At 66.1% G+C, this 11,885-nt stretch carries 12 protein-coding genes and 1 tRNA gene; 4 read left to right on the plus strand and 9 right to left on the minus strand.

Annotated features, from left to right (window positions below):
* Positions 1-52: 52 nt before the first annotated feature.
* From HMPREF9006_RS04110 to HMPREF9006_RS04120, 3 genes are all read left to right on the plus strand, one after another.
* Entirely contained in the window at positions 53-826 is a 774-nt protein-coding gene (locus HMPREF9006_RS04110) for a hypothetical protein (protein WP_009212290.1), read from the plus strand.
* A gap of 173 nt (positions 827-999) precedes the next feature.
* Entirely contained in the window at positions 1,000-1,968 is a 969-nt protein-coding gene (locus HMPREF9006_RS04115; RefSeq protein ID WP_009212291.1) for a DNA cytosine methyltransferase, read from the plus strand.
* Positions 1,965-2,825 (plus strand): NgoMIV family type II restriction endonuclease, encoded by an 861-nt coding sequence (locus tag HMPREF9006_RS04120; RefSeq protein WP_009212292.1) that lies wholly within the window; start codon positions 1,965-1,967, stop codon positions 2,823-2,825. The genes HMPREF9006_RS04115 and HMPREF9006_RS04120 overlap by 4 nt, the downstream gene beginning before the upstream one ends.
* Positions 2,826-2,967: 142 nt before the next feature.
* Here HMPREF9006_RS04120 and HMPREF9006_RS04125 read toward each other — a convergent pair whose 3' ends face one another.
* The 6 genes from HMPREF9006_RS04125 to HMPREF9006_RS04150 all read right to left on the minus strand — a co-directional run bounded on the left by HMPREF9006_RS04125 (position 2,968) and on the right by HMPREF9006_RS04150 (position 8,398).
* Positions 2,968-4,149: a BMP family ABC transporter substrate-binding protein gene (locus HMPREF9006_RS04125; RefSeq protein ID WP_009212293.1), complete on the minus strand. Its 1,182-nt coding sequence runs from the start codon at positions 4,147-4,149 to the stop codon at positions 2,968-2,970.
* 143 nt (positions 4,150-4,292) lie between these two features.
* Positions 4,293-5,408, minus strand: a complete 1,116-nt coding sequence (locus HMPREF9006_RS04130; protein WP_009212294.1) for a mannose-1-phosphate guanylyltransferase — start codon at positions 5,406-5,408, stop codon at positions 4,293-4,295.
* 75 nt (positions 5,409-5,483) lie between these two features.
* Complete coding sequence (locus tag HMPREF9006_RS04135; protein WP_009212295.1) at positions 5,484-6,077, minus strand: 50S ribosomal protein L25/general stress protein Ctc; 594 nt, start codon at positions 6,075-6,077, stop codon at positions 5,484-5,486.
* A gap of 165 nt (positions 6,078-6,242) precedes the next feature.
* Positions 6,243-7,214: a ribose-phosphate diphosphokinase gene (locus HMPREF9006_RS04140; RefSeq protein ID WP_009212296.1), complete on the minus strand. Its 972-nt coding sequence runs from the start codon at positions 7,212-7,214 to the stop codon at positions 6,243-6,245.
* Between the two features lie 24 nt (positions 7,215-7,238).
* Positions 7,239-8,288: a bifunctional UDP-N-acetylglucosamine diphosphorylase/glucosamine-1-phosphate N-acetyltransferase GlmU gene (locus HMPREF9006_RS04145; RefSeq protein ID WP_009212297.1), complete on the minus strand. Its 1,050-nt coding sequence runs from the start codon at positions 8,286-8,288 to the stop codon at positions 7,239-7,241.
* Between the two features lie 39 nt (positions 8,289-8,327).
* Positions 8,328-8,398 (minus strand) — tRNA-Gln (locus HMPREF9006_RS04150).
* A gap of 114 nt (positions 8,399-8,512) precedes the next feature.
* Here HMPREF9006_RS04150 and HMPREF9006_RS04155 point away from each other — a divergent pair.
* Positions 8,513-9,142, plus strand: a complete 630-nt coding sequence (locus HMPREF9006_RS04155; RefSeq protein WP_009212298.1) for a TetR/AcrR family transcriptional regulator — start codon at positions 8,513-8,515, stop codon at positions 9,140-9,142.
* Between the two features lie 56 nt (positions 9,143-9,198).
* Here HMPREF9006_RS04155 and HMPREF9006_RS04160 read toward each other — a convergent pair whose 3' ends face one another.
* The 3 genes from HMPREF9006_RS04160 to HMPREF9006_RS04170 form a co-directional block, all read right to left on the minus strand.
* Entirely contained in the window at positions 9,199-9,474 is a 276-nt protein-coding gene (locus HMPREF9006_RS04160; RefSeq protein WP_009212299.1) for a DUF1540 domain-containing protein, read from the minus strand.
* Between the two features lie 1,344 nt (positions 9,475-10,818).
* Positions 10,819-11,337 carry a hypothetical protein gene (locus HMPREF9006_RS04165; RefSeq protein WP_009212300.1) on the minus strand — a complete coding sequence of 173 codons (519 nt, stop codon included), beginning with the start codon at positions 11,335-11,337 and terminating at the stop codon, positions 10,819-10,821.
* Complete coding sequence (locus HMPREF9006_RS04170; protein ID WP_009212301.1) at positions 11,337-11,789, minus strand: glycohydrolase toxin TNT-related protein; 453 nt, start codon at positions 11,787-11,789, stop codon at positions 11,337-11,339. The genes HMPREF9006_RS04165 and HMPREF9006_RS04170 overlap by 1 nt, the downstream gene beginning before the upstream one ends.
* Positions 11,790-11,885 lie beyond the last annotated feature (96 nt).

Genomic DNA, 11,885 nt, shown 5'->3' on the forward strand with positions numbered 1-11,885 from the left:
CGGGTGGCGGGCACGGTTATCACTGACGCGTTCGTGGTGTTACCCTCTGCACATGACACGCTGTGCTAGCCCGTCGCTCTTTGCGGGTATCGCTTCTTTCCTGTCCGCCGCCACGGGCGGTCGTTTCCGCCTGATCATCGGCTACGAGACCGCGGAGGGGATGGAGAGAGCACGGGAGGGTGCTGCCATCGTCGAGGGAGCCGGCGGGCACGGGCTCGTGATGCCGCGCGCGCTGCCCGCTCCCCTCACCGCTTTCTCGGTGCGCATGGTGATGGCCGACGGCGCCGTGTATGTCACGGAGGACTCGCGCGCTCTGGTGTACCTGGGCGGGCGCGCCGTCGACCGATCGAGCGAGGGAGCGCTGGCCTCTGCGTCTGCGCTTGCTCTCATTGACGAGGCCGCGGCGGCCAACGGCGACGAGTCCTCGATTGTGCGCGCGTGCGGGGGCTGGGAATCGGTCGGCGAGGGCATGGTCGGGGCGTACGTCGACCGCGCGGCCGCGAGGATCACCGCGGTGGCCGGAGGCGCTCCCGCGCCGCGAAGCGTGTCCTGCGCGGATCCCTCGGGGATTCTTCCGCTGCTTCTCAACCGTGTCGGCGTGCGGCGCGTCGAGGAGGGCGACGTGAGGCTCGTCGTTTCCTCAGACGGGCGCTCGCTCACCGCGTCCGTCCCTGATGGCGAGGTGAGAGCCGCGCTGGCCGAGGCGCTGTCCTCGAATCCTGCGCTCCCGCAGGGGCCGGGCCTCTACTGCGTCGATCCCGCGTTCGTCCTGGACGCGGACGCCCTGTGCGCCGGGGCGTTGCTGGCCAAGAGCCTGCCGCGTTAGCCTCAGGCGTCAAACGGGGATCCTGGGCGGACGCAGATGAGTATGACCAGCCGTAGCCTGGGCTTATGATTGACAACACCCCGTCCGCCCCAGACCGCCGGCGCTTCGCCCCTCTCCCTGCATCATTCGCTCGCCTACAATCATCCGGTGGGCACAGCGACGGAAGGCGGAACATGACTCTGACATCTATCGAGATCTGTGCCGGTGCTGGAGGACAAGCCCTTGGACTGGAGCAAGCGGGATTTGATCATCTCGCCGTCGTCGAGATCGATCATCACGCATGCAACACGCTTCGCGAGAATCGTCCTCAGTGGAACGTCATCGAAGGAGACGTCGTTCCCTGGATTCGAGACCACGCTCACGAGTATCGCGGGGTTGATCTGGTTGCCGGGGGAGTTCCGTGCCCTCCGTTTTCTTACGCAGGCAAGCAGCTCGGCGCCGACGACGAACGCGATCTTTTCCCCGCGATGATCGAACTCGTGAGCGTCGTACGTCCGCGCGCGATCATGATCGAGAATGTTCGTGGCCTCCTCGACCCTAAGTTTGATGCCTACCGCGCGAGCGTGGAAGAACATCTGGCGCAGGTCGGATACTCGCTGCAGTGGAAACTTCTCAATGCCTCTGATTTCGGCGTTCCACAGTTACGGCCACGCGTCATCGCTGTCGGCTTTCGCCACGACACCGCACCCTCCTTCGAGTACCCGAGTCCCTTCCAGAATGCGGCGCCCACCGTGGGGGAAACTCTCGCGGATCTCATGGCTGAACGAGGCTGGGAGGGCGCGTCGGCGTGGGCGGCACAAGCGAATCGCATCGCACCGACTCTTGTTGGCGGCTCCAAGAAACACGGAGGCCCTGACTTGGGTCCTACCCGTGCTCGGCGCGCCTGGGCGGAACTCGGCGTCAACGGATCAACTATCGCACCGGATGCCCCCGATCCGGGATTCCAAGGGGCACCCCGCCTTACCGTCCGAATGGCTGCCCGCATCCAGGGTTTTCCTGACGACTGGACTATTACCGGGGCAAAGACGCACGCATACCGGCAGGTTGGTAACGCTTTTCCACCTCCGGTTGCGCGGGCCGTCGGCGTGCAGATCGCGTCGGTCTTGAACGCCTCAGCTGCGCGCAACGAGGAGGTTGCATGAGCATCAGTCTGATGGAGGCTCGTCGTCGTTTTCACCGTGCTCTCATCGAATCTGGCACCCTATCGATCAACTCAAGCGGAGTGGCAAGCAACGCTGACAAGTCTCAACGCTTATCGCGCGACCTTGCTGCAACCATCGCGCACAACCTGGGTGCAGCTCACGGCATACGCAAGCTACAAGGCCAAAGCTCCGGCCGAAACTTTGAAGATGCGGTGAGTTCCTTCCTGCGTGACACGTTCCCCGCGCTGTCTGCCCTGCGTCCCGGACGATGGGAGGTACTCAACGTTGGTAGTGCGCGTCACGGGCAGTTTCTCGCTCAATACGAACCGTATCGTCACCTTGATGAACTCGCTGAGGCGATCACACGGAATCCAACTCTGGCCACTATTCTCGGAAATTCGTACGGCATTTCGCCGGATGTCTTGATTGTGCGTCATCCGGTTCTTCTCCAGGAACTGGAAGAAGCCGGGATCCTTATCGATGGCGTCGCATCCTATTCGCCGCTACTGGCCCGTAACCAGTCCTACCCCATCGTGCATGCTGTTGTGTCATGCAAGTGGACCCTCCGATCAGACCGCGCACAAAATGCCCGCTCAGAAGCCCTCAACTTGATCCGAAACAGGAAAGGCCGCACCCCTCACATCGTTGTGGTCACAGGGGAACCCACCCCGTCCAGGCTTTCATCACTGGCCCTGGGCACAGGTGACATTGACACCGTGTATCACTTCGCCCTGCCGGAACTCATCGAAGCAACCCACGCATCGGGCAGTGGTGAAGCCGTGAACACCCTCGAAACCCTCATCGACGGTCAACGATTACGGGACATCTCCGATCTCCCCTGTGACCTGGCAATCTAGACGAGCGTTCCTCGCAATGGCCAGCTGCCCCTCACGTAAGCCCGCCACGGGTCCCCTCCGGCGCTCCGAGTGCGGCAACTCGTGGCCGCCGCGTCAACGGAGTTGACCTCTCCAATAGGCGGACTCACGCATGCGCGTAACCTCAGGCGTCAAACGGGGTGGAGACCGTCAGGCCACCACTCTCGATCTGCCCGGCCATGTCGGACAGCCCGAGCTTGAGGTCAGCGGAGAGCATCGGCGTGTAGGAGCCAAACCCGGTGAGGATGACGCCGCCGGAGACCAGCGACACGGGAACGGTCGAGGAGGGGCCGCCCGCGGACGCGTCGGAGATCAGCTTATCGGCGGCGCTCGAGTAATCGACGACGATGCCCGTCAGGACAGGGGCGCCGATGGAGGCACGGACCTCGTCGGAAATCTGGATGTAGCTGAACGCATCGGCGAAGGACTGCGCGTCGGCCACCTGTTGGGGCGCGGCTCCGGACTGGCCCGACATGGGGACATCCCCGGCGGACTGGGCCTCGTCGCGGGTCAGTCCCTTCAGGTCCTGGCGGGTCAGCCCCGACCAGACGAGTCGCACGAGCGGGTTGGCGGCCTCCGTCACGGCGCGCGCCGCACCCTGGTTTGCCGCCCCCGCGAGGGGCAGGATGATGTCGGCGCCTCGGGCAATGAAGTCGGAGGTGGCGGCGCGCACCTGGTCGGCGTCCTGCGCGTACGTGCCGTCGTTGGTGGCGGTGTTCCAGCCGAGGACGCTGATGGAGGTTCCGTTGGCGAGGTTGTAGGCGTCCACTCCCTGGGAGAACGCGGACATCTGCGAGCTGGTGACGTTGTCTCGCGCGCCGCCGACGACGCCGAGCGTGCCGGTCGTCGTCATGCCGGCGGCCGCGTAGCCGGCGAGGTAGGCGGCCTGCGAGGCGTCAACATCGACGACGGACCCGTTCTTCAGCGTCGTCGCGTGTCCCTTGGCATCGACAAAGGAGGCTCCCACCAGCGCGAACCTGGTGCGGGGATTGGCGCGGGCGGCCTCGGAGATCGCGGAGGCCATCGTGGAGTCAGCGCCGACGATGAGCGTGCAGCCGGAGGAGACGAGCGACGCCGGTGCCCCCTCGCCCGTGGCGCTGTCGTAGGCGATGGACGCCCGGCTCGCGCCGCCCGCAAGCGCGAGCGCCACCGGATCTGTGGAGGCATCTCCGTGGGCGCCCGAGATGGCGGCGCACACCTTGGCTGTGTCGGCGGGTACAGCGGCGGGCGTGGACGAGCACGCGCCGAGGGCCAGGGCGGCCGCCGTCGCGGTCGCCGCGAGGGCGGCAGTGGTCCGTTTGTTCACGTCGGGTGCCTTTCGTCAGTGCGTCTGCTGCCCATCACGCTACCAGCGCCGCCGAGCCGCGGCTGGGCGGGGGGGCTCACGTCACCGCGCGAGAGGCGCGCCCCGAGGCAGTGGGCCGCGATGCGTGAGGCAGTCCCTTGTCCTTAGAGGAGGTCGGTGCGCCCCGCTGCCGCCACCGCGTCGACGGCGGCTTTGACCGATTGGGCGCGGTCCCTGCGGGTGACGAGTATCGCGTCGGGGGTGAGGGCGACGGCGACGTCGGGGACGCCGACGAGGGCGACGAGTGCCCCGGGCGCCCCGTCGTGGGCGGTGGAGCCGAAGACGGGGGCGCCGTCGGATTCGATGCGCAGCGCCTCGCCGAGGCGCCCGCTGGCCGCCGCGACGGCGGTGAGGGCGTCGAAGTCTCCCAGGTCCGTCCATCCGAGGTCGGCGTCGGCGGGAACGACGGCCACTCCCCCGTCGGCGGCGACGGGTTCGGCGATGGCGTGGTCGATCGCGATCTTCGTCAGGTGGGGCCAGTTTTCGCTGAGGACCCTCTGGAAGTCGTCGCTGCCCCACGCGCGCGCAATCGTCTCGAGCCTGGCGTGCATGTCGGGCAGGAGGCGCGCGAGGTGGCGCGCGAGGACGCCAGCGGAGACGATGAACATTCCGGCGTTCCACAGGTATCCGTCGCGCACGTAGCAGGCGGCCGTAAGCGAATCGGGTTTCTCCACGAACTCGGCGACGCGCCGTGCTTGCGGGCCCGCGCCGGGTGCGGGTCCGCCCAGGGCGGGTCCCGGCGCGATGTACCCGTAGGCGCTGGAGGCTTCCGTGGGCGTCAGGCCGATGGTGACGACGTAGCCGTCGGCGGCCGCGGCCACGGCCTCGTCGATGGCGCAGTGGAGCAGCTCGGGCCGGGCGATCAGGTGGTCGGCAGCGAAGGAGCCGACGATCGCCTCATCGCCGTAGCGCTCGCGCACCACGTATGCGGCCAGTCCGATCGCGGCCATGGAGTCGCGCCCGGAGGGCTCGATGAGGAGCGTCCGAGTGGCGGAGCCGGCAAACTCGGGCAGCTGATTGAGCACGCCGTCACGGTGGGACTGTCCCGTCACGATGGTCACGGACGAGGCCCGGGTCTTAAGGCGGTCGACTGTCCCCTGCAGGAGGGTGCGCCCCGTCCCGGCCAGATCGAGGAGGAACTTGGGGTGGTTGCGTCGCGACAGCGGCCACAGTCGTGTGCCGGCGCCGCCGGCGGGGATGATCACGTGGAGGTCATTCATGCCCCCAGTATCGCAGATAGGAGGAAGGGGCGAGGCCACGGCCTCGCCCCTTCGAAGAGCGTCAGTGCGCAGGCGTCACTCGGCGGCTTCCTCGGTCGTCTCCTCGGTGGCTTCCGCCTCCTCTTCAGCGGCGGCTTCCTGGACCGACACGATGACCGTCTCGGCGTCGAGCTCGACCTCGACGCCGGAGGGCAGGGCCAGGTCTGCGACGCGCACGGCGGAGCCGGCCTCGATGCCCTCGATGGAAACCTCGAGGCTCTCGGGGATGGCGGTCGCGGGAGCCTTGACCGCGATGGTGAACTCTTCGAGGGAGTGGACGGTGCCGGGGACAGGCTCGCCGGTGACGACGACGGGAACCTCAACGTCGACCTTCTCGCCGGCCTTGACGGCCAGGAAGTCGGCGTGCAGGATGTTGCGGCGCACGGGGTGGACCTGCACGTCCTTGACGAGGGCCAGCTGGGTCTTGCCGGCGATCTTCAGCTCGACGAGGGCGTTCTTGGTGCCGCGAACGATGAGGAAGAGGTCGTGCTCGGGCACATCCAGGTGGCGGGGTTCGGCGCCGTGGCCGTACAGGACGGTGGGGACCTTGGCGGCGCGGCGGGCGCGGCGGGCGGCGCCCTTACCGAACTCGGTGCGCTCTTCGGCCAGCAGGACGGGGTTGTCGCTCATGTTGTTCCTTCGTTTCTCAGGTCCGGCTGCGGTGTCGGCAGAGTGAAGGAGACGCGTCGCGTATCGATTCAGGCCCTGTCGATAACGGCGGATACGGATCCGCCCTCGCCGGAGCAACCCCAACAGGGTACCTCACGGCGAGGGCGGATGTGAAGCGGGAGCCGGTCAGTTAAACAGCGATGTGACCGAACCGTCTTCGAAGACCTCGCGGATGGCGCGGGCGAGGAGCGGCGCGATGGACAGGACCGTCAGCTGCTCGAAACGCTTCTCGGGGGCGATCGGGAGGGTGTCGGTGACGACCACCTCGGCGGCGCCGGATTCGGAGAGTCGGCGCGCGGCGGGGTCGGAGAGAATGCCGTGCGTCGCCACGACGATGACCTTCTTGGCGCCGGCGTTGTTGAGGACCTTGATGGCCTCCGTGATCGTGCCGGCGGTGTCGATCATGTCGTCCACGAGGACGCATTCCTTGCCCGCGACCTCACCGACGACGCGGTTGGCGACGGCGACGTTGGGGCGGGTCGTGTCGCGGGTCTTGTGGACGAAGGCCAGGGGCGCGCCTCCCAGCTTCGTGGACCACTTCTCGGCGACGCGGATGCGACCCGCGTCGGGGGACACGATGGCCGTGTTGGTCAGGTCCACGCGTCCGCGCACGTATTCGACGAGGACGGGCATGGCGAAGAGGTGATCGACCGGGCCGTCGAAGAAGCCCTGCTCCTGCGAGGCGTGCAGGTCAACGCTCATGATGCGGTCGGCTCCGGCCGCGCGGTAGAGGTCCGCCATGAGGCGCGCCGAGATGGGCTCGCGCCCCTGGTGCTTCTTGTCCTGGCGAGAGTAGGGGTAGAAGGGGGCGACCACGGTGATGCGCTTGGCGGAGGCCCGCTTGGCGGCATCGATCATGATGAACTGTTCCATGAGCCACTTGTTGATGTCGCCCGCGATGGATTGCAGGACGAACACGTCGGCGCCGCGAACGGATTCGTTGAAGCGCACGTAAATCTCGCCGGAGGCGAAGTCGTAGGCCGTCACCGGCGAGACCCCACATCCGATTTCCTCGCCCACTGCGTGAGCCAGGTCCATGTGAGCTCGCCCAGAAACGAGGACGAGGTTCTTCTCTCCGGTGGTCACCAATCCGCTCATGCGGTTGTCTCTCCTTGCGTTGGATCAGGCGCCGTGCGCCGTCATCAGTGTGCCGATGGTCGTGTATGGCCTCACCATCGTATCGGCTGCGACGCAGCCCTGACCGACCCACGCGGCGGGGACCACGCAGCGATCCCCGATTTCCGCATCAATCAGCGTCGCGCTGGGACCGATTTCACAGTAATCCCCAACGACGGTTGTCCCCCGCAGGCACGTGCCCGGGTAGATCGTGGTGTCCGAGCCGAGGCGCACGTCGACGTCGATCCACGTGGAGGCGGGGTCGACGATGGTCACTCCGGCGCGCATGTGTTCCTCGCAGATCCGGCGGTTGAGTTCGGCGCCGAGCTCGGCCAGCTGGACGCGGTCGTTGGCGCCCGCGCTCTGCCAGTGGTCGGTGAGTTCCAGGGCGCCGGCGCTACGGCCAGCGGGCGCGGCGGCCGCCAGGACGTCGGTCAGGTACACCTCGCCCTGGTCGTTGTTGGTTCCCACCGAGGCCAGCGCCGAGCGCAGGAAGTCTGCGTCGAATGCGTAGATGCCCGCGTTGATTTCGTTGATGCGCGCCTGCTCGTCGGTCGCGTCGCGCTGCTCGACGATGGCCGTGACCGTGCCGGATGCGTCGCGGATGATGCGCCCGTAGCCGGTGGGGTCCTCGACGCGCGACGTCAGAACGGTGACCGCGTGACCGGCCCCCTCGTGGGTGTCGACCAGGTCGGCCAGGGTTTCAGTAGACAGGAGCGGGACATCCCCGTAGGTGACGACGATCGTGCCCGTGACGGGGGTGACGGCCGCGTCGAGGGCCTCCAGCCCGCACTGGACGGCGCGGCCCGTGCCGGGGATCTCGTCCTGATCGGCGATGATTGCGTGCGGGGCGACGCGCTGGATCTCGGCGGCGACCACGTCTCGCTGGTGGCGCACGACGGCCACGAGGTTGTGCGGGTCGAGCCCTTGGGCGGCTCGCAGCGCGTGCCCGATCATGGACAGGCCCGCCAGCGGGTGGACGACCTTCGGGAGGGCCGATTTCATGCGCGTTCCCTGACCGGCGGCCAGGACGATGACGGCGGCGGGGCGAGACATGTTCCTCCTCGGGGTTAACGGTCCCGACGGGACCGGTCGCTCCGCCCCTAGGATTCGAACCTAGACTAAAGGCACCAAAAACCTCTGTGCTGCCGTTACACCAAGGCGGAATGCGTCCACCGTGATAATACCCGCACCGCGCTTCGCCTTTCAAACGGGCAACGCGCGCGGCAAAGAGCCCTCATGGGCCTCGTCGCGGCCTGATCCCGTGTGATACTGGGGTCATGGCTGAGAAGAGGACACGGATGAGCGGCTTCGCTCGCCGCGAGCAGCTGGTGAGCGTCGGGCGTTCCCTGTTCGCGGAAAAGGGCTTCGGGGCGACCAGCGTCGAGGAGATCGCCTCCCGCGCGAAGGTCTCCAAGCCGGTCGTCTACGAACACTTCGGGGGAAAGGAAGGCCTGTACGCCGTCATCGTCGACCGCGAGGTTCAGGCCCTGATTTCCTCGCTGCAGTCCTCCCTGGAGTCCTCGAAGAGGCCGCGCCTGATCCTGGAGAACGCGACCCTGGGGTTGTTGGACTACATCGAGCGAAACACGGACGGTTTTCGTGTGCTTGTGCGCGATGCCCCGTCGGATCGCGCGGCCGGGTCTTTTTCGTCGATCATGGGCGACGTGGCGACGCGGGTCGAGCACATCATCGCCGAGCAGTTCAAGCGCTCGGACTTCGATACGACCTGGTCCCCCCTGTACGCCCAGATGCTGGTGGGCCTGATCGCGCAGGTCGGTCAGTGGTGGCTCGATGATCGGCGCATGAAGAAGGACGAGGTGGCCGCCCACGTCGTCAACCTCATTTGGAACGGCCAGCGCGGCCTGCGGCCGAACCCGACGCTGCGCGTTCGTTCCTGCGCGGGGTGATGCGAGTGAGGCCGCGGCGGGTATACCCGCCGCGGCCTCACTCTGCGCGACAAATGTCAGCGCGCCTCGAAGGAGAGGCAGTCAGCCGTGCCCGCGCCGACCGAGATGGCGGCGGCGGTGCACTCAAGGGCCGAGTTGTGGACGCAGTCGGCCTTCTGGCAGGCGCCAACGAAGGGCTTGGCGCGCTCCAGGCCACCCTTGACGGTCAGGGGGATGAAGGTCGTGCAGGAGGTGGAGTAGCCGACGGTGATGGCGGCGGCTCCGCAGTTCTTGTCCTTGTTGTAGGAGCAGGAGGTGACGGAGCAATCGAGGATGCGGGGCATGTCTGCCATTGGAGTTTCCTTTACAACGTGGCCCCGTTGGGGCCTTTCACTGGGTCGGTCGCGACCGGGTGGCCGCGCTGTTGACTCCAGTGATACGCCTTTTCGCAACACCGTCCAAACGCCGCGACTTTTCGTTGCAATTTCAAGGCTCTCAGTCGGACTTGTGGAGACTATTTTCGCACCCGCTTCATCACAAATTACGCAACTATAGTCGGCGTTTCTTTTGCGTAATTCGGGCAGGTGAGCCTGAGCTGTGTTCCTTGTGCAAACCTACCCTGAACGAGGTCCACTAGGCGGGACTTTTGAGCGAATCCGCGACCTTCGCGACCGCGAGACGCGGGCGAGCCGCGCCGACGACTACCGGCTCTCGTAGCGTTCCCAGGCCGTCAGTCCGCGAGACAATTCTGAAGCCAGCGCCGCCCCGGCACGCCACCACCGGGGCGAACGCGAAACGAAGGCCACCCCAGCCTCCCAACGCTCGCACGTTCCTGAAACCAAGACCACCCCAGCCTCCGACCACTGGCACTCTCCTGAAACCAAGACCACCCCAGCGGAACCAAACCCGGCTCAAAACGTGGTTTCACGGCCAGCAGGGGTGGCGGCGGTTTCGCCCGCACCAATCACAAGCCCAGCAGGGGCGGTACGGGTTACATCGCGAGCACCCACCGACCACCCGCGCAGCACGGTTGCAACCGGCACCACCCCTGCGCACCGCCGCCGGGACGAACGCGAAACCAAGGCCGCCCCAGTCTCCCAACGCTCGCACCTTCACGACACCGACACCGCCCCTGCTTGCCCACAATCGGCCACAACACCGTTTGGCAGGCAGCAGGGGCGGCGGAAGTTTCAGTCGAACCAACTGCAAGTCCAGCAGGGGTGGCCGGGTTTCAGTTACCCCTACCGCCAGGCCAATCAGGCAGCGGCTGTGGCTTCCCTGCCCCCGCGATCACGTCAGGCGCGGTCTTCCCAGAATGGATCTACCAGATCCATCCACTCTGAAGGAGGCGGAGAGGCACCCATAATCAACTCGATGACAGAGATAGCTTTTCTTTTGACCGCAACTTCACGTTTCTACCCTATCGAGGCATGTGCGCCCGTCGATAGAGGCACAGGGGAAACCACCGTCAGCGAGTGACTAGGTAAGTTCGTCATCGATTGTGTACGCCGACTAGAGTTCCGGGTGCGTCAGACCCTTCACCCGCGAGAGAGCATCGTCGCAGGGTAGCGCGTTGCAGCCCACGCTTCGATAGCGCACGGGACGGGCAAACCGTTTCCTTCACGGTCGGAACGTTCCGTTATGCCCCCGCTAGTCACGCTCTTTCTGCGCCCCGTTACCAAATCCCTGCGGCAACCTTAGTTCACCCACTGCTCCAGCAGTTCGCCGCCCGAGGGTTCCTTGTAGGCGGCCAGGAGGGCGTCAAAGTCCATCTGCATGACCTGGGACAGTTGGTTGAGTTCGGGGTGAGCGGGAAAGATGGTGCGCATCTCCATCGGGATGTAGCCACCATCCAGGGCGAGTCGGCCGGTGATGGGGGTTAGCTGCTCGAAGCTCCACTGGGGGTCCAGGCTGCCGGGGTCCGCTGGCACGTCAATGCGCTGCCAACGCCTGCGCCAGCGCGCCTTGTCTCCGATGCGCATGATGGCCCACTTCAGCATGATCTCGCCGTAGTCACTGATCATGGTGGGCACGCGAGGCTCCAGGTATTCGCTTTCTCCGTAGAACGCCTGGGGGCGTCGCGAGCCCTCTGTGTCCCAGATGTGTTGCCAGCTGCGCCCGCCGTCCCACGTGAGGGCGATCCCGTTGCCGCGATAGACGGAACAGATGGCGCCGCTGTCGCGCGCGAAGTCGATGAGGTCGGCGGTGACGGACATCAGTTCTTCCCCTTTCCTTCGAGGATTCCCAGCTGCAGGCATTCGTTGGCGGTGAGGACATACTTGCCAGCTAGGAATTGGACTTGTCGGGCTCCCCCGGGGAACGAGAAGTGGGGAATGTTGATGCCGGTACGGATGGAGAACCCTGTCGGCAGCGTGAGGATGCGGTACTGGTAGTAGGGGTCGTGCACAGCGTAGATGTCGAGGGCTCGCTGTTCGAGCGTGAAGGGCGTTCCCTGGTCGGGGAGTTGCCAGAAGTACTTGCCGCTGGGTTCTCCGAGCCGGTCGACGTGGGTGCCGTGGGCGTGGGTGTAGGCCAGGTAGCTGGTGTAGGTGGTGACGGTGGCCCGGTCCATGTGGGCGAGGACGGCCGGACCGTCCGGGGTCCACTTGAGCACGCTCGTGTTGGGGAAGTCCGGCGAGTGTACGTTCGGGATCTGACTGATGTCCATGTCATGCTTCCTTTGTCGAGACATTCCTAGTGTAGGGGGTGATTGCCCCGGCTGCGTCACTGCCACTGGGCCGGGTCGCGTTTGTCCTCACCGCCA

The sequence above is a fragment of the Actinomyces sp. oral taxon 180 str. F0310 genome, assembly GCF_000185285.1.
In the GTDB taxonomy this organism is placed as follows: Bacteria; Actinomycetota; Actinomycetes; order Actinomycetales; family Actinomycetaceae; genus Pauljensenia.